Source organism: Symbiopectobacterium purcellii, from assembly GCF_019797845.1.
In the GTDB taxonomy this organism is placed as follows: domain Bacteria; phylum Pseudomonadota; class Gammaproteobacteria; order Enterobacterales; family Enterobacteriaceae; genus Symbiopectobacterium; species Symbiopectobacterium purcellii.
This window is the reverse complement of record NZ_CP081864.1, coordinates 3,705,009-3,723,026: the sequence shown is the minus strand read 5'-3', so window position 1 is coordinate 3,723,026 and position 18,018 is coordinate 3,705,009. Positions and strand designations below refer to the sequence as shown.

Below are 18,018 nucleotides of genomic sequence, written 5' to 3'. Positions count from 1 at the left end.
TATGGTTGAGATTGTTCCTTTAGCCTCCCATCCGCACCATCAGGCGCAGGTGACGGACTGGCTGTGGCAGGCGTTCGATCGCCACAATGGGCGTGAATTTTTCGCCAGCATTGTACAAAGCAGTATACGGCACGAGGGGCTGCCTCTGACCTTTATAGCACTGGATGAAGGGCAACTGGTGGGCACGGTAGGGCTGTGGCTGTGCGATCTGCAAAGTCGCCAGGATCTCTCTCCCTGGTTGGCTGCTCTGTATGTCGATGAAAATTATCGGGATAAAGGATTAGGTAAAACGCTGCAACAGCACGTGTTGACCTATAGTCGTCATGCCGGTTTTTCATCACTCTATCTGTATGCCACCTTTAGCGGTTACTACGAAAAAATGGGCTGGCACTACATCGGTGACGGGCTGGAATACCCAGCCAAACCGGTACGGCTCTATCATCAGGCGTTGGTATAAACCCAAGAAAGCTCGCCCCGGAAGGCGATCGTAGTCAGGCATCACATCAGAACGATGTCCAATCCCCTTCTTTGTCTGCGGCAGGTTTGCTGACACCAAGAGCCGGTTTGAGCAGAAGCGCACTCGATGCCGCCGCAGGCAGCGGTTTAGTCGCTAATGCGGCGTTGGTCTCCCGGTTGCTAAGGCGGAAAATGCTGACGGTACGCGCCAACTGTGCCGCCTGCTGTTGCAGCGATTGCGTTGCCGCCGAAGCCTCATTGACCAATGCGGCGTTCTGATGGGTAGTGGTTTCCATCTGGTTGACAGCCACGTTAACCTGCTCAATGCCCAGCGTTTGTTCCTGGCTGGCGGAGCTGATTTCACCGACCAGATCGCTCACCTGACGCACACCGTTAACGATCCCAACAATCGATTCGCCGGCCTGTTCAACCAGACGATTACCGGCTTCCACCGTTTGCACGGAATGGTCGATAAGTTCTTTGATCTCTTTGGCGGCACCTGCACTGCGCTGTGCCAGATTACGCACTTCACTGGCGACCACGGCGAAACCGCGGCCTTGCTCACCGGCACGGGCGGCTTCTACGGCGGCGTTCAACGCCAGAATGTTGGTCTGGAAGGCGATACTGTCAATCACGCCAATGATATCAACGATCTTTTTCGACGATGCATCGATAGCACCCATGGTTTTCACCACGTCCGTCACCAACTGTCCACCCGCTTGCGCCTGACCGGCGGTGGATTGCGCCAGGTGATTCGCCTGTTTGGCGTTGTCGGCGTTTTGACGCACGGTCGAAGCCAGTTGTTCAATCGAGGCCGCGGTTTCTTGCAGCGCGCTGGCTTGTTCTTCGGTGCGGCTGGAGAGATCAATATTGCCTGCCGCCAGTTGCCCTGACGCTCCGGCAATGGATTCGGAGCCTTCACGCACTTCACCCACGATATTACGCAGGCGCTGGGTCATGTTGTGCAGGGCGTGCAGCAGTTGCGCGGCTTCATCGCGCCCTTCCGGCCGGACGTCATGGGTTAAATCGCCATCGGCTACCGCTTGTGTCGCCTGTACGGCGCGCGCTAACGGATGCACAATGCTGCGCGTTAATACCCAGGCAATCAGCACGCCGGCCACGGCGATCAGCAGACCGATCACCCCGAGAAACAGATAGCCATTGTGTGCGCTGTTGTCGATGGCTTTGCCCATCTCATCGATGGCGCTGCGCTGGTGTTCGCTCAACGCTTCTACGCTGGCCAGATAGCCGCGCGAGGCGGACATAAATTCATTTTCGAACAGTTGCTTGGCCTGTTCCATATTACCGGCTTTTTTGGCGGCAGTGATCGCGTTGCGCTTGTCCAGATAGCGTTGACGGAATTCCCCGAGCTTATCGAACAGGGCCTTCTCTTCGGGCGTCGAGATTAGGCTGGCAAAGGCATCCTGACGTTTGGTGCTCTCTTTGCTCGCGGCGACATTCTCCGCTTCGAACAATTTAGCCAACGCCGGATCGTCACTCATCGCAACGGCCATACTACGCTGTACGCCTGCCACCAGCGCGCCGTGCCAGTCTGCCGCCAGACGCTCTTTCTGCAACGGTGCCTGCATCATCCAGGCGGTGCTGCTTGAGATTTGTTTCAGTTGGTATACCCCGGAGACCAACATGACCAGAGAAAAAAGGATCAGCAAGCCGAATCCCCCAGCGAGCCTGGTGCCAATCTTATAATTCTTCATTATTTTCCATAACCTTTATACGATTTTATGAACTTGCCCGATGCAAGCGTGATTGATAGTAGCGCGTGAGTGGGAAATAATTCCGTTGAAAAAAGCGCCTAAATACACGTTATTTGTGTGGTTATTTGTTCCTGTAAAATGCAGTGCTGTTTTCCCTTACCAGGACAACTGCATCCAGAAATCCACCGAGCAACGCCTGATAGCTATCGGCAAACTGGGCCGAACAGCGTGAGATGTAGATCACGTTTTAGGCCGGAAGGGGATTTTTATCACAATGTGGGCGGCCGACTTTACATGACTCGGCAGAAATTTACAGTTGGTTGCACTTAGAGCAGAACTCTTGCGATTGTCCACTGGCCTCATCCAGGGCGAGTCTCTAGAGTAGACCATCCCAGAGGTATTGATTGGTGGTAAATCGATGGACTCTGTCGAGTAAATCGCAGAAGTACATTGAACCATGAAATTGCACCAACCTACGCGGATGCTTAGGTTTTTTTTTGCCTGCCGTTCACTTCCCCGCTTTTCCTATTTTTTCTCGTTATTTCCGCATCATGCATGCGGCACAGTTGCCCTGACACTCGTCTGATAGCTATAGTAGTTTGAATGTCCCGCCGTTTTTATGTGGTCGTTTAACTGTGAAGGGCCAGCCTGCTTGCGGCACGCTGATGGCCTGACTATGGGAGAAGGAATGATATACACCCTGCTGCGTTGGTTGTTCCAGCGCCTGTATCGCATACGGATTGAAGGCGATAGTGCGGTATTTAAACAATCAAAGCTGCTGATTACGCCAAATCATCAATCCTTTTTAGACGGTGTGCTGCTGGCGCTGTTTTTGCCGATTAAGCCAGTGTTTGCCGTCTATTCCAGCATCAACGATCGCTGGTTTATGCGTTTCCTGAAACCCTATATCGATTTTGTGCCGCTCGACCCGACCAAGCCGTTGGCAATCAAGGGACTTATCAAAGTGATTGAGCAGGGGCGCCCGGTGGTGGTGTTTCCCGAAGGGCGTATCACCGTGACCGGCTCTCTGATGAAGATCTACAGCGGTGCTGCCTTTGTTGCGGCAAAATCGGGTGCGACGCTGGTGCCAGTGCGCATCGAAGGCATTGCGTTCAGCCCGTTTGGTCGCCTGAAAGGTACGTTTAAGCAACGCCTTTTCCCACAGGTCACTCTCTCTTATTTGCCGCCGACCACCTTACCGATGCCAGTGGCGGGTAGCGCGCGTGAACGGCGCGAGCTGGCGGGTGAGCACTTGCATCGCATCATGATGGCCGCGCGTATGGAAACGCGCCCGCGCCAGACGCTGTATCAGGCGTTTCTCTCTGCCTGCCAGCGCTATGGCTACAGCTCGCCGTCCATCGCAGATATCGCTTTCAGTGAAGACAGTTACCAAGGGCTGCTGAAAAAGTCCCTTGGCGTTGGGCGCATTCTGCAACGTTTTACCCGGGAGAAAGAGCACGTCGGCCTGCTGTTGCCCAATGCCACGGTGACGGCGGCGGCCATTCTCGGTGCTTCGCTGCGCGCCCGCGTGCCTGCCATGTTGAACTATACGGCGGGGGCAAAAGGCATTAAGAGCGCGATGCTGGCGGAGGAAATCAAAACCATCGTCACTTCGCGTCAGTTTCTGGAAAAAGGGAAACTGACCCACCTGCCGGAGCAGGTGAAAGAGGCCAACTGGGTGTATCTGGAAGATTTGAAGGGCACGGTAACCCTGGCTGACAAAGCGTGGATTTTCTTCCACCTGCTGTTCCCGGTGCGCGCCATGGTGCCGCATCAGCCAGATGATGCGGCGATGATCCTGTTTACCTCCGGTTCTGAAGGCAACCCGAAAGGTGTGGTGCACTCCCACGCCAGCCTGCTGGCGAACGTCGAGCAGATTCGTACCGTGGCGGATTTTACTCCGCGCGATCGCTTTATGTCGGCGCTGCCGCTGTTCCATGCCTTTGGCTTGACCGTGGGTTTATTTACCCCGTTGCTGACCGGCGCGCGGGTTTTCCTTTATCCCAGTCCGCTGCATTACCGTATCGTTCCTGAGCTGGTTTACGATCAGAACTGTACCGTGCTGTTTGGCACCTCCACCTTCTTGGGGCACTACGCGCGCGTGGCACATCCTTATGATTTTGCTCGCTTACGCTACGTGGTCGCCGGGGCGGAGAAGCTGTCTGAGAATGTGCGTAACGTTTGGCAGGATAAATTCGGTATCCGCATCCTTGAAGGCTATGGCGTTACCGAATGCGCACCGGTGGTGGCGATCAACGTCCCAATGGCGGCAAAGGTGCACACCGTAGGGCGCTTGTTGCCAGAGATTGAATTCCGATTGATTCCGGTGCCGGGCATCGAGCGCGGCGGCCGGTTGCAATTGCGTGGCCCCAATGTGATGAAAGGCTACCTGAGGGTAGAAAACCCCGGCGTGCTGGAGCGCCCGGTGGCGGAAAATGCCGAGGGTGAGCGCCAAGAAGGGTGGTATGACACTGGCGATATTGTCGATGTGGACGCGCAGGGCTTTTGTACCATCGTGGGCCGGGTGAAGCGCTTTGCCAAGCTGGCCGGAGAGATGGTCTCGCTGGAGAGCGTGGAACAGTTGGCGCTGCAGGTTTCAGCGGACAAACAGCATGCTGCCAGCGCGAAAAGCGACAGCAGCAAAGGGGAAGCGTTAGTGCTGTTTACCACCGACAGTACGCTGACCCGCGAGCGTTTGCTGGCGCAAGCGCGCAGCAGCGGCGTGCCGGAACTGGCGGTACCGCGTGACATTCGCGTGCTCAAAGCACTGCCCCTTCTGGGCAGTGGCAAACCGGATTTCGTGACGCTGCGCCAGATGGCAGAGCAGCCGGAGGGCGCAGAGTGAGTTCGTCGCAAGGAGCCATGCCGCCGCTGCTGTCGCGCAGTATGAATGCGGTCATCGTTGCGCAGTTTTTCTCCGCCTTTGGCGATAATGCGCTGCTGTTTGCCACGTTGGCACTGATCAAATCGTTGCTCTATCCCGAGTGGAGCCAGCCGGTGCTGCAAATGGGGTTTGTGGCGGCCTATATCGTGTTGGCCCCTTTTGTTGGGCAAGTGGCCGACAGCTTTGCCAAAGGGCGAGTGATGATGTTCGCCAACGCCTTGAAGCTGCTGGGTGCCCTGTCGATCTGCGTGGGGGGCAACCCATTCCTCGGCTATGCGTTGGTTGGCGTCGGGGCGGCGGCATACTCGCCGGCTAAATACGGCATTCTTGGCGAAATCACCCACGGCGATCAGTTGGTGAAAGCCAACGGTTTAATGGAAGCGTCGACCATTGCGGCCATTTTGATTGGTTCGGTCGCAGGCGGCGTGCTGGCTGATTGGAACCTGTATCTGGCGTTGGGGGCCTGTGCGTTGGCCTATGGCATTGCGCTGGCGGCGAACCTGATGATCCCACGCTTGAAAGCGGCGCGACCGGGCACCTCCTGGCATCCGAAACGCATGGCGCAAGGCTTCTTCTCTGCGGCTATCACGCTGTGGCGTGACGGTGATGCCCGGCTCTCTTTGATCGGCACCAGCCTGTTTTGGGGGGCGGGCGTGACGCTGCGCTTTCTGCTGGTGCTGTGGGTGCCACTGGCGCTTGGTATTACGGACAACGCTACACCGACGCTGCTCAATGCTATGGTGGCGGTGGGGATTGTGTTGGGTGCGGCGCTGGCGGCCAAATTGATTACGCTAAACACCGTGCGCCGTTGCCTACCTGCTGGGGTGCTGATTGGCGTTGCGGTGGTCTTTTTTACCTTGCAGACCAACCTGATAGGCGCCTATGGCCTGCTGGTGATTATCGGTGCGCTGGGCGGCTTTTTTATCGTGCCGCTTAATGCGCTGCTGCAAGAGCGAGGACGTATCAGCGTGGGGGCGGGTAACGCCATTGCAGTACAAAACCTGGGTGAGAATACCGCGATGCTGCTGATGCTGGGCCTCTACTCGTTGGTGGTGAAACTGGGCGTTCCGGTTCTCGGCATTGGCGTCGGGTTTGGCGTATTATTTGCCTTAAGTATTGTGGTGCTGTGGGTGGCGACGGCGCGTGCGCGACATTCAACCGGTGGAGCGTAAGGATAGACGACATGGCGGTAATGGCTGAGGAAATGAAAATGAACCTGATTTGGCACGACTGGAGTGCCAAGGATCTGAACCTGTATGCGCTGTATGACATCTGGCGTTACGCAATCAGGTCTTTGTGGTCGAGCAGAACTGCCCGTATCAGGATATTGATGGACAGGATTTGGTGGATAGCCATCGCCATGTAGCCGCTTATCATCAAGGAAAAATGGTGGCCTACGCCCGGTTGCTCGCGCCTAAGACGATAAAAGACAGCGTGAAGATTGGGCGTGTTATCGTTGCGCCCAGCGCGCGTGGGCAGCATGTGGGGCATCTGCTGATGGAGCATGTGCGGGTGGTTTGCGCGCGTCACTGGGCTGACAAGCCGCTTTTCCTCTCGGCACAGGCCCACTTGCAGCACTTCTACGGCGGTTTCGGCTTTACGCCTTGCAGTGAGGTGTACGACGAGGACGGCATCCCACACATTGATATGCAATCACCGCGCTAAGTTACTCCCCTTCTGTGTTGGTGCGATATCCCGCTGGTAGGGTTATCGCTCTGATCAATATCCCCCCCTCTTAACATGTCCCTTGTTACCGTCAATGTGTCATTTGATGACTATTGATGTTGCTAATTTGTTTTTGTTGCCCGTTTTGTGATTCATATTGTAGTACAATATTTTATTATAGTACTACAATGAGCGCCAGAAGAGAGAGCCTGGTGTGTGAATTGTGCAGCAATTCGACGACGCATAACGGTCTGGCAGGTAAAGTAGATGCAGTGGCATCCATCCGTTTTGGCTCTTTGAGGTGAATATGAACCAGCAGGACCTGAGTAAGACTGACCGCATCATTCTCGATATTGGTCAACAGATTGTCGGTGGAAAGTATGCGCCAGGCGCACCGTTACCGGCTGAGGCGGAACTGTGCGAGGAATTTCAGACGTCGCGCAACATCATCCGTGAAGTGTTCCGGGCGCTGACAGCCAAGCGCTTGGTTGAGGTGAAACGGTATCGGGGCGCGTTTGTTGCGCCGCGCAACCAGTGGAATTACCTGGATACCGATGTGCTGCAATGGGTGCTGGCCAGCGACTATGACCCCCGACTGATTGGGGCCATGAGCGAAGTGCGTAATTTGGTGGAGCCGACCATCGCACGCTGGGCGGCAGAACGGGCAACATCGAGTGAATTGGCCGTGATTGAGGCGGCGCTCACCGACATGATCGCCAACCACCAGAACCGGGCGGCGTTCAATGAAGCGGATATTCGTTTCCATGAGGCGGTGCTGGCGGCGGTGCACAATCCGGTTTTACAACAATTGAGCGTGGCAATCAGTTCACTGCAACGGGCGGTGTTTGAAGGCACTTACATGCCGGATGAAGCGAACATGCCGCGCACCTTGCAAGAGCACCAGAATTTGTATGATGCCATCCGGCATCAGGATGTTGAAGCAGCAGAGCGGGCGGCCCTCACCATGATCGCCAGCTCGACCAAACGGTTAAAGGACATTACATGAGTGCAAGCTATATCGCCGTTGATTGGGGATCTACCAACCTGCGTGCCTGGTTGTACCTGGATGGCGTGTGTATTGACAGCCAGAAATCGCAAGCGGGTGTGACTCGCCTGAATGGTCAAACGCCGCAGCAGGTCTTTCAGCGTGTTATCGCTCCCTGGCAGCAACATAACGTGCCGGTGGTGATGGCGGGTATGGTGGGCAGTAACGCAGGCTGGCTTTCCGTGCCTTACCTGCCTTGTCCGACGCGTTTGACGGAGATCGGCAAGCGCCTGACGCGCGTCGACGCGGCTGAACCCTTTACCGCCTGGATTGTGCCGGGACTGAGCATTGAACAGACTGATAACTGCAATGTGATGCGCGGGGAAGAAACCCAGTTGATCGGTGCTTATAGCGAAGTACCTTCCTCTTTGTATCTGATGCCTGGCACCCATTCAAAATGGGTTCACGCAGAGGGCAATCGCGTACTGGATTTTCGCACCGTGATGACCGGCGAATTGCATCACCTGTTGATGGCGCACTCGCTGATCGGTGTCGGTCTTTGCGAGCAGCAGCCTTCGCCGCAGGCTTTCCAGCAGGGATTAGCGCTCGGCTTTGCCGACGACAACATCATTCGCTGCCTGTTTGAAACACGCGCGGCTCACGTGCTGGGGCGCTTGGAGAAAAGCGCGGTGAGCGAGTGGCTCTCAGGGTTGCTGATTGGCAATGAAGTGGCACAGATGCAGCGCCACTATCCGGTGTCGGCAGAGGAGTCCATCACCCTGATTGGCGCTTCCGCACTTACGGCCCGTTATGAACTCGCATTACAACAAGCTGGATTACGCTGGCAGCAAATGGACGGCGATCGGGCTTTTCAGGCAGGTATAAGGAGCATTGTGAATGAGTTGGAAAACTGATCTTCCCCTGATTGCCATTCTGCGTGGCATTACGCCGCCAGAAGTGGTGGCACATGTTGGGGCACTATTGGATGCCGGGTTTGATGCGGTGGAAATTCCGCTCAACTCTCCGCAACCCTATCTCAGCATTCAGCAGGCGGTTGAACATTTTGGGCATCGTGCCCTGATTGGCGCGGGGACGGTGCTACAACCTGAAAATGTCGATAAATTACAGGAAATTGGCAGCAAGTTGGTGGTGACACCCAGCATTTCTCCAGAAGTGATTCGCCGTGCGGTGGGGTATGGCATGGTGGTGTGCCCAGGGTGTGCCACCGCAACAGAAGCCTTTACCGCACTTGATGCCGGGGCGCAAGCCTTGAAAATTTTCCCTTCTTCCGCCTTTGGACCGGCCTATATCAAGGCGTTGAAAGCCGTGCTGCCGAAAGAGATACCTGTATTCGCGGTCGGTGGCGTGACGCCAGAAAACCTGAAGGAGTACCTGCAAGCCGGTTGCACCGGGGCGGGATTAGGCAGCGATCTTTATCGGGCCGGCCAGTCTGTTGAGGTCACCGCGCAGCAAGCGCATGCATTTGTTAACGCCTATAAGGATGCTGTTGAATGAAAATTACCAAACTCACGACCTACCGGCTGCCGCCGCGCTGGATGTTCCTCAAGATTGAAACCGATGAAGGGATCGTCGGTTGGGGGGAGCCGGTGATTGAAGGCCGTGCGCGCACCGTTGAAGCTGCCGTGCATGAGTTGTCTGACTATCTGATTGGACAAGATCCGGCGCGGATTAATGATATCTGGCAAGTGCTCTACCGTGCGGGTTTCTACCGGGGTGGGCCGATCCTGATGAGTGCCATCGCAGGTATCGATCAGGCGCTGTGGGATATCAAAGGCAAAGCGTTGGGCGTTCCCGTCTATCAGTTATTGGGTGGGCTGGTGCGTGACAAAATCAAAGCCTACAGCTGGGTGGGGGGCGATCGTCCTTCAGAAGTGATTGCGGGCATTAAAAAGCTCACCGAGATTGGTTTTGATACCTTCAAACTCAACGGCTGTGAGGAAATGGGGATCATCGACAATTCCCGTAAAGTGGATGCCACTGTCGCCGTGGTCGCTGAAATTCGTGAGGCTTTTGGTAACAGCATTGAATTTGGCCTGGATTTCCACGGTCGCGTGGATGCGCCAATGGCAAAAATCCTGATCAAAGAACTGGAGCCGTATCGCCCACTGTTCATTGAAGAGCCGGTGCTGGCCGAGCAGGCGGAGTATTACCCGCGTTTGGCTGCGCAAACACACCTGCCTATTGCCGCCGGTGAGCGGATGTTCTCGCGCTTTGACTTTAAACGCGTACTGGCAGATGGCGGTTTGGCGATTATTCAGCCCGACCTGTCGCACGCAGGCGGGATCACGGAGTGCTTCAAGATTGCTGCCATGGCGGAAGCTTACGACGTGGCACTGGCACCACACTGCCCACTGGGCCCGATTGCACTTGCTGCCTGTCTGCATCTCGATTTTGTCTCCCGCAACGCGGTGTTCCAGGAACAAAGCATGGGGATTCACTACAACAAAGGGGCAGAATTATTAGATTACGTGGTGAACAAAGACGATTTCACCATGACCGATGGCCACTTCTACCCGTTAAATAAACCGGGACTTGGCGTGGAAATCAATGAAGAACTGGTCATCGAGCGCAGCAAAAACGCGCCAGATTGGCGTAATCCAGTGTGGCGTTATGCCGATGGTGCCGTCGCTGAGTGGTAATCGCTTGCCACAATAGCGGTACCCTACATAACAGAGAAAAAACCTATGCGGTATACATTAAGAGCACGAGCTACCCTTCGTGCAGAAATAGAACAAACGCGAGTTCCCTCTGACACGTTGGCCATCTGGAGCCTTGGTCAGGCGGGATTTGTATTAAAAAACAGTGAAAATAATATACTGGTTATCGATCCGTATTTGACGCGTTCTATCGAGATAAATAAACCCGGCACTGAATTTGTGCGGGCGTTTGATCCGGTGGTTGAACCCGAGGATATCGCCAGTGCGGATGCCATTTTGATTACGCATCATCACGATGACCATATGGATTTATCAACGCTGCAACGCATCGCTGCCGTCCGGGAGAATATGCCGTTTTATATTCCCTCCGAGGATGCCGATGCATTAAGGCATACTCATGCCAACATTCAGGGAAATATCCATTCAGCGCTGACCGGCGTGGCGTTTCAGGTTGGGAATTACCGTATCCTGCCGATTGCCTCTGCCCATAGCGTCTATGAAAAAAATGCGCAGGGGCACGATCGCTATCTCGGGTATCTGATCACCACCGATAATCTGTCGTTTTACCACTGCGGCGATACGTTGCTGACACCGGAATTGGAAGCCGAAGTGACGGCGTTCGCGCCGGATATTATTGCATTACCGATCAATGGGGGAGATTACAGCCGGGAAAAAAGAGGCATTATCCCGAATATGAATTTCAGGGATGCGGCAGATCTTTATCATCAGTCTGGTGCGGATATGATGCTGCCTTTTCATTTCGATATGTTTGCGTGCAACACGGATAATCCCAGTTATTTTGTGGATTATATGCTATCAGCGTATCCAGGAAACAAGTTCCATTTAATGGTCCCCGGAGAGCGTTTTATTTATATGAAATAGGTGGTGTCATGCGTCCTTTAAAACCATCTTTTGTTGATGATGTTCCGATAAGTACCCTGATTAGACGGGAATTCTTCTTTATGGTGATTTCCGGACTAATGATAAGCATATTAATCGCATGGGCGACGGTAGGGTTATTTGAAACCACGTTTGCTGTGCGCTTTTTCTATGCGAGTGTAAGTATTATCTCGTTAAATGTAATTGCCTATATAGTCAAAATGTCACGGCGATTAAAATAATAAAATTAGGGGGATCATATGGTTGGTTTCAAAGTGCCAAGGGGCGCCCGTGCCAGTTGGATTATGCTGTTCCTCACGTGGCTGCTATGGGTGATGAATGCCAATGACCGGGAAATTATGTTCCGTGTTCAACCATCCATCATTAATGAGTTTCATCTGACTGGGGTGGAGTGGGGTTATATCGTTAGCCTGTTTTTCCTGGCTTATGCCTTGGTGGCGCTACCTGCCGGTATTATTGCCGATAAGATTGGCCGTGGCTGGAAAAGGAAGAAGAGTCAGGTGTGGTATATGGTGTTTTTCACCACGTTTTCGATCCTGATTGGTATTAAAGCGACCTGTTTGAATTTATGGCAATTCATCCTGTGGCGCGTGTTAGGCATGGGGGCGGCCGGTGGGGCTGAAGTCACTAATATTGCGCAATGTTCTGAATATTGGCGCAAAGAGCACCGTGGTTTTGCCTTGGGTTTGCACCACACCGGGTATCCGGTAGGCGCATTGCTGGGCGGTTTGGCGGCAAGCTGGATTTTGGCGACCTTTGGTAGCGAGAATTGGCGTTTGGTGTTCCTGCTGACGCCGATCATTGGTTACGTGCTGGCGGTGATGTTATGGATGTTTGCCACGCCGAAAAGCTATCAGGAAGTGAATGACTATGCGCATGCACATGGATTGACTGCGCCGTCTGACGAGCCGGAAGAGGTGCTGACGTTCAAAGAACAGTTGGCAGAAACCAAGCAGGTTCTGGCGAATCGCAATATTTTGCTGACGGTGATCGGTGCGGGCCTGATTAACTTTTCACAAACGGTAGGGCTGTGGTTCCTGGCTCCTTATGTGGTCTTTACCATGAATCAGCAGGATACCTTTGGTGCCATCATCGGCGTGGTGCCGTATATCACCGGCTGGTTTGGTCAACTGTTCTTCGGCTATATCTCCGATCATATTGGCCGTCGCAAGACGTTGATTTTCCTGTCAGCCTGGTATGCGGTGTGTGTGTTCTCGCTGATTTTCGTATCCGGTATCAGCATGCTTTGGGTCGTGTTGTTGATGTGGGGGTTGGGATTGAATGCGGTATTCCCGGTGTACTACGCCATGATGGCGGACCATGCGCCGAAAGCATCCGGTTCTGCAATGGGCCTGTTGCTGATGCTGACATTTTTAGGCACGTTGCCCGCGTCGCCACTGGCCGGGTGGATGATTGACCACTTTGGTGGTTGGGGCAACGCGCAAGGTTACCTGGCGGGCTTTATTGTTGGCTCGGTAGCGGCATTGTTGGCCGCCGTGTTGCAATATTTCACGCGGGACAGTGTAGGCGCAAAAGCCGTCCATTAAGATAACCAGGAGGCGTTGGCAACGCCTCCTTATCCTCTGTTTTCAGCGAGTAATGTTACTCTTGCGTCAAATAAAAATACTGAACACTACTATTGCGCCAACGCAGTACGCAGATCCCAAACGGTTGAGAATTTTTTTATCGCCACTTGATCAACGGAAGCGGGATCAGCACAGTTTTTTCTCATGTCTTCCCCGATACTCAACAACTGCGCATAACTTATCTTATCGACGGACGTTTCCTTTGAAGAAAGAAATTCAGAAATAAAATTATTTCCACGTAACAGGTAAGCATTATCGTGTGTGAAGTTTCTTTTTCTATTGACAGGAAGTGCATCGCATATATATTTTATCTTTTCGGTAATAGCAACATCAAGCATTGGTTTTTTTTCCGCATTTGACGAATCTGTTTTTGTGCGCTGCTCTAGTGCCGTGACGGCAAGTCCGAGAGTGCGCAGGCGTTCCCGCTGATTTTTCAGAACACCAGGTGTGTCACATAAAATATCGTCGACCAGCAGATCATATTTTAATGATATTTCTTTTGCTTTAGTTTTGATGTCATTGCTTGAATTTTCGGTAAAACTGATACACCGAGAGAGATTTTTTTTGTGCGCCGTATCCTTTGTATTTTGCGCGCTGAGAGCGATATGCATTGTAGGTGGGGAATATATTTTTATTATCATTGATAATGTCCTTCGAGTCCGTCAAGGGGCGTGAAATTATCACCTCGCAGGTTTGCCAACAATCAAAAAACAGGCGTTATTACTATTCAGAGGACAAGTGACGGTCAGCATTGTCTAACCGTTCACCTGTTTTTTCTTTTTCTGGTTGCAATCATTCCGCCAGAAACCCTTCCAGCAAGGAGTTCAGAAACAGCTTACCGTGTTCGGTAACCTGCCAATGGGTCTCGGTTTCTGTCAGATAGCCTTGCGTCAACGCCCAGTCTATTTGCGGGCGCACAGCGCTTTCTGCCAAGCCGGTGTAGGCACTGAATTCGCTACGCGGCGCGGGTTCCAGCAGCCGAAAGCGGTTCATAAAGAATTCGAACGGCAGGTCTTCTGCTTGCACCTCATTGCGCTGGTCCAGGTAAGTACCGCGCATATAACCGCGCGGATGGCGGGTTTTTACGGTTCTCAGGATAGGTCCATCATCACGTGTAATTTTGCCATGTGCACCACACCCAATCCCCAGATAATCGCCAAAACGCCAATAGTTGAGGTTGTGTTGACACTGATAGCCCGGTTTGGCGTAGGAGGACGTTTCATATTGCTGGTAGCCTGCGGCAGTGAGTAACGCATGGCCCTGCGCAAAGATATCCCACAGCGCATCGTCATCGGGCAGCACCGGTGGGCGCGAACCGAACAGGGTATTCGGCTCAATCGTCAATTGATACCACGACAGATGCGGCGGATTGAGCGCAATCGCCTGGCGCAAATCGTCCAGCGCTTTTTCCAGCGTCTGATCCGGCAAGCCGTGCATCAGGTCAAGATTGAAACTGCGCAGCCCAAGTCCAGCCGCCAGACGCGCGGCACGCTTAGCTTCTTCTGGGCCATGAATGCGTCCGAGACGCGTCAATTTTTCCGGGCTGAAACTTTGCACGCCAATGGAGATTCGATTAATGCCTGCGCGCTGGTAGCCGCTAAAGCGATCGGCCTCTACCGTGCCGGGGTTGGCTTCCATGGTGATTTCGGCATTCGCGCTAAGGGGCAAGCGGGCGCGCACGCCATCGAGCAGCGCCTGCATACCTTCTGCGCTCAGCAGGCTTGGCGTGCCGCCGCCGATAAAGATTGAACTGAGAGCCCGGTTGCCGCTCAGTGGCAGATCCGCATCCAGATCGGCCAATAAGTGATCCACGTATTCCTGATGCGGCACCTCGCCTTTCAGGGCGTGGGAGTTAAAATCGCAGTACGGGCACTTTTGCACACACCACGGAATGTGAATGTAAAGGCTGAGCGGCGGCAGTTTATGCATGACGCAACGCATCCAGCAGCAAACGCAGTGCCTGACCACGGTGCGATAGCGCATTTTTCTCATCGCGCGTCATTTCTGCGGCGGTTTTGCCTGCGCTCGGCACGTAAAAGATAGGATCATAGCCGAAGCCGCCTTCGCCAACCGCTGCTCGCGTCAGCACGCCCTGCCAGCGGCCGTGGCAGACCAGCGGCGTCGGGTCATCGGCGTGGCGCAAGTAGACCAGCACGCAGTGGAAGCTGGCTCCGCGCTGTTCGTCAGGCACATCCTTGATGGCATCAAGCAGTTTGTCCAGATTGGCTTGATCGCTGGCATCCACCCCGGCGTAGCGCGCAGAGTAGATGCCCGGTGCGCCGCCCAACGCATCCACCGCCAGACCCGAGTCATCAGCCACTGCAGGTAATCCGGTGATGTGCGCCGCGTGGCGTGCTTTGAGCAGTGCATTCTCGATAAAGGTCAGTCCGGTTTCTTCGGCAGAATCAACGCCCAGTTCGGTTTGTGCGACGATATTCATGCCAAAATCTGCCAGCAGATCGGCGAGTTCGCGAACTTTTCCGGGGTTGCCGGTGGCTAAAACGACGTTTTGCCTCGTGGTATCCATGCGTGTGTCCTGCATTCTGTTAATGCCATCGTCGGGAATGGCGGGGCGTTATCTGTTGCGATGCGCAGTTCCCTGCGGTGGGTTACTGCGAGATCAATGCGGCGATTTCCGTAGGAATGTGCTGCGGATTAACAATTCTAATCTGTTTATGGCGGCCCAGCTCGCCTTTTTCAATGTTCACCGCGCCTTTTGCCACCCGGAACTGCTTGGCAAGGAATTTGACCAAATGCGCGTTGGCCTGGCCATCGACCGGCGGCGCGGTGATGGCGACTTTCAGCTCATCACCGTGCAGGCCGACTATCTGGTCACGGCTGGCCTTCGGCTGAATATAGAGCCGAATGACCAACCCGTCGGGCAGCAGTGCTATGGCACTCACAGCAGGAACCAAAATTCCGGGAACAAGTCCATGCCGAGGTAGTTCAAGAGATACAGGATCAAAATTACCGCCATGGCGGAGAAATCGATGCCGCCCATGGCTGGAATAATACGGCGAATCGGCGCCATAAACGGCTCGGTGAGTTGGAACAGCAGGTAGTCCACTGGGCTGCGTCCCTGGCTCACCCAACTCATCAGCGCTCGGATGATCACCACCCAGAACACCAGATAGCCTGCGGATTTTAACAGTGCCAACAACCCCACCAGCAAGTTCACCGGGCTTATCGCGAAAGCGCCTACCTGAATCAGCATCAGCAGCGGGTATTTCAACGTGGTAAGCAGAAACGCCAACAGCAGCGATGCGCTATCGATGGGGCCGAGTGCGGGCAGAATACGGCGCAGCGGCCTGACGATAGGCTGCGTGATTTTCACCACGAATTGCGACAGTGGGTTATAAAAGTCACTGCGTGACCATTGCATCCAAATGCGTAACAGCAGCACCATTACATACAGGTCGACCAGTGTCTTGACCAGAAACGTCAGGGTTAGCATAGAAACATCAATTCCTTATCAGCTATAGGGAGAATAACGGTGCGTTAAAACAGTTTTTCCATTTCCTGCGCGCGATGCACGGCAGCCTGCATGGCATCGGCGACGGTTTGTGTCAGTTGGTGTTCGTTAAACACGCGCAGCGCCTCTGCGGTGGTGCCGCCTTTGGACGTCACATTCTCACGCAGCGTTGCAAGCGGCGTATCGGGACTGGCTTCTACCAGTGCGGCTGCACCGAGTGCGGCCTGCTGCACCAACTGACGTGCACTGTCCGGTGTGAATCCCTGGCGAATGGCTTCTTGCTGCATCGCTTCCATAAACAGGAAAAAGTAGGCCGGTGCACTGCCTGCGGCGGCGATAACGCCGTTGATGCCGCTCTCTTGCTCAACCCAGCATACTTTACCCACGCTCTGCATCAGTTCGGCGCTAAAGGCCCGATCTTCCGCTGATACGTTAGCGGGGGCGTAAAGGCCGCTCATGCCTTTGCCCACCAACGACGGGGTGTTGGGCATAATGCGCACCAGCGTTAGCGGCTCCCCTAACAGTGCTTGAAAACGCGCTACGCTGACGCCAGCGGCAATAGACAGCACCAGCTTGCCCGGTACGTTCAGCAGGCCGCGTAACGGCTCGCATACGCTTGCCATCAACTGCGGTTTCACCGCCAGCACCACGACATCAGCGTCCTGCGCACCCGCGAGGTTATCGTCGCTGCTGATAACGCCATAGCGCTGTGCCAGCGCATCCCGTCGTGTGGCGCTTGGTGCGCAGACGCGGATACGATCGGCAGGATAACCGCCGTTAACCAGCCCTGCAATGATGGCCTGTGCCATGTTTCCTGCACCAATAAAGGTGAGCTTGCGGTGTTGCATCGTTATGTTCTCTCGTGTTCGTCAACCGGCCAGTAGCAGCGTTCAGCCCCGAAGGGGATTATCCATGGCGAGAATTATCCATGTATAGGCTTTCCATGCTGAGGCCTATACATGCTGAGGATAGTCACGCGCACCGAAAATGGCGGTGCCGATGCGTACCAGCGTACTGCCTGCCGCAATGGCGGCGCTCATATCATCCGTCATCCCCATGGAGAGGGTATCCACCTGAGGATAATGCAATTTTAACTGCGCAAACAGGTCATTCATCGATTGAAATACAGCCAATTGCCGTGCGTAGTCACTTTCCGGTGCCGGAATGGCCATCAGGCCCCGCAGCATCAGGTGTGGCAGTGCCGCGACGGTGGCGGCCAGGGCGGGAAGATCGGCCGGTGCGATCCCCGATTTGCTGGCTTCACCGCTGATATTCACTTGCAACAACACGTTCAACGGCGCTATTGCCGCCGGACGCTGTTCGCTCAGACGTTGGGCGATTTTAGGGCGATCGACGGTGTGACACCAGTCAAAATTTTCGGCAACCAGGCGGCTCTTGTTGGATTGCAGCGGCCCGATAAAGTGCCATTGTAATGCCACCTGAGGCATGGCCTCACGGAAATAAAGGACCTTGTCCACGCCTTCCTGTACATAGTTTTCCCCAAAGCCTCGCTGCCCACAGGCAATTGCTTCTTCGATCGCCGCCACAGGTTTGGTTTTACTGACGGCAAGCAGGGTCACCGCGTGCGGGTCGCGTCCACATGCCGTGGCGGCGGTAGCGATCTTCTCTCTGACGTTCTGTAGATTCTGCTCAATCGGGTTCATGGTCATGCTAAGG

17 protein-coding genes and 1 pseudogene are annotated in these 18,018 nt (G+C 54.4%); 10 read left to right on the top strand and 8 right to left on the bottom strand.

Features of this window, described 5'->3' with window-relative positions; translation table 11 throughout:
• Position 1 precedes the first annotated feature (1 nt).
• A complete protein-coding gene (locus K6K13_RS17440; protein ID WP_222158105.1) occupies positions 2–457 on the top strand; it encodes a GNAT family N-acetyltransferase in 456 nt (151 codons plus the stop codon).
• 46 nt (positions 458–503) lie between these two features.
• Here the strand turns inward: K6K13_RS17440 and K6K13_RS17435 are convergent, their stop codons facing one another.
• Positions 504–2,171, bottom strand: a complete 1,668-nt coding sequence (locus K6K13_RS17435; protein ID WP_222158104.1) for a methyl-accepting chemotaxis protein — start codon at positions 2,169–2,171, stop codon at positions 504–506.
• A gap of 688 nt (positions 2,172–2,859) precedes the next feature.
• Here K6K13_RS17435 and aas point away from each other — a divergent pair.
• The 9 genes and pseudogenes from aas (at position 2,860) to K6K13_RS17390 (ending at position 12,830) form a co-directional block, all read left to right on the top strand.
• Positions 2,860–5,016, top strand: coding sequence for a bifunctional acyl-ACP--phospholipid O-acyltransferase/long-chain-fatty-acid--ACP ligase (gene aas, locus K6K13_RS17430; protein WP_222158103.1), 2,157 nt, complete (start codon positions 2,860–2,862; stop codon positions 5,014–5,016).
• A 17-nt stretch (positions 5,017–5,033) separates the two neighbouring features.
• Complete coding sequence (gene lplT, locus K6K13_RS17425) at positions 5,034–6,227, top strand: lysophospholipid transporter LplT (protein ID WP_222161161.1); 1,194 nt, start codon at positions 5,034–5,036, stop codon at positions 6,225–6,227.
• A gap of 38 nt (positions 6,228–6,265) precedes the next feature.
• Positions 6,266–6,720: pseudogene (locus K6K13_RS17420) on the top strand (GNAT family N-acetyltransferase).
• 307 nt (positions 6,721–7,027) lie between these two features.
• Positions 7,028–7,726 carry a D-galactonate utilization transcriptional regulator DgoR gene (gene dgoR / locus K6K13_RS17415; RefSeq protein WP_222158102.1) on the top strand — a complete coding sequence of 233 codons (699 nt, stop codon included), beginning with the start codon at positions 7,028–7,030 and terminating at the stop codon, positions 7,724–7,726.
• The gene (locus tag K6K13_RS17410; RefSeq protein WP_222158101.1) at positions 7,723–8,619 is read left to right on the top strand and encodes a 2-dehydro-3-deoxygalactonokinase; all 897 of its coding nucleotides are present in this window, start codon (positions 7,723–7,725) and stop codon (positions 8,617–8,619) included. The genes dgoR and K6K13_RS17410 overlap by 4 nt, the downstream gene beginning before the upstream one ends.
• The gene (locus K6K13_RS17405) at positions 8,603–9,220 is read left to right on the top strand and encodes a 2-dehydro-3-deoxy-6-phosphogalactonate aldolase (protein WP_222158100.1); all 618 of its coding nucleotides are present in this window, start codon (positions 8,603–8,605) and stop codon (positions 9,218–9,220) included. Before K6K13_RS17410 ends, K6K13_RS17405 begins: the two co-directional genes overlap by 17 nt.
• Complete coding sequence (gene dgoD / locus K6K13_RS17400) at positions 9,217–10,365, top strand: galactonate dehydratase (protein ID WP_222158099.1); 1,149 nt, start codon at positions 9,217–9,219, stop codon at positions 10,363–10,365. Before K6K13_RS17405 ends, dgoD begins: the two co-directional genes overlap by 4 nt.
• Positions 10,366–10,410: 45 nt before the next feature.
• Positions 10,411–11,265, top strand: coding sequence for an MBL fold metallo-hydrolase (locus tag K6K13_RS17395; RefSeq protein ID WP_222158098.1), 855 nt, complete (start codon positions 10,411–10,413; stop codon positions 11,263–11,265).
• 257 nt (positions 11,266–11,522) lie between these two features.
• A complete protein-coding gene (locus tag K6K13_RS17390; RefSeq protein WP_222158097.1) occupies positions 11,523–12,830 on the top strand; it encodes an MFS transporter in 1,308 nt (435 codons plus the stop codon).
• 89 nt (positions 12,831–12,919) lie between these two features.
• On the opposite strand, the gene K6K13_RS17385 is transcribed toward K6K13_RS17390, so the two are convergent.
• The 7 genes from K6K13_RS17385 to K6K13_RS17355 form a co-directional block, all read right to left on the bottom strand.
• A complete protein-coding gene (locus K6K13_RS17385) occupies positions 12,920–13,510 on the bottom strand; it encodes a hypothetical protein (protein ID WP_222158096.1) in 591 nt (196 codons plus the stop codon).
• Between the two features lie 151 nt (positions 13,511–13,661).
• Positions 13,662–14,798 (bottom strand): radical SAM family heme chaperone HemW, encoded by a 1,137-nt coding sequence (gene hemW / locus K6K13_RS17380; RefSeq protein WP_222158095.1) that lies wholly within the window; start codon positions 14,796–14,798, stop codon positions 13,662–13,664.
• Positions 14,791–15,396, bottom strand: a complete 606-nt coding sequence (gene rdgB, locus K6K13_RS17375; RefSeq protein ID WP_222158094.1) for an RdgB/HAM1 family non-canonical purine NTP pyrophosphatase — start codon at positions 15,394–15,396, stop codon at positions 14,791–14,793. Before rdgB ends, hemW begins: the two co-directional genes overlap by 8 nt.
• Positions 15,397–15,478: 82 nt before the next feature.
• Positions 15,479–15,772, bottom strand: coding sequence for a DUF167 family protein YggU (gene yggU / locus K6K13_RS17370; protein WP_222158093.1), 294 nt, complete (start codon positions 15,770–15,772; stop codon positions 15,479–15,481).
• Positions 15,769–16,323 (bottom strand): YggT family protein, encoded by a 555-nt coding sequence (locus K6K13_RS17365; protein WP_222158092.1) that lies wholly within the window; start codon positions 16,321–16,323, stop codon positions 15,769–15,771. The genes yggU and K6K13_RS17365 overlap by 4 nt, the downstream gene beginning before the upstream one ends.
• 44 nt (positions 16,324–16,367) lie before the next feature.
• Positions 16,368–17,189, bottom strand: a complete 822-nt coding sequence (gene proC / locus K6K13_RS17360) for a pyrroline-5-carboxylate reductase (protein ID WP_222158091.1) — start codon at positions 17,187–17,189, stop codon at positions 16,368–16,370.
• A gap of 105 nt (positions 17,190–17,294) precedes the next feature.
• The gene (locus tag K6K13_RS17355) at positions 17,295–18,005 is read right to left on the bottom strand and encodes a YggS family pyridoxal phosphate-dependent enzyme (protein WP_222161160.1); all 711 of its coding nucleotides are present in this window, start codon (positions 18,003–18,005) and stop codon (positions 17,295–17,297) included.
• Between the last annotated feature and the right edge of the window lie 13 nt (positions 18,006–18,018).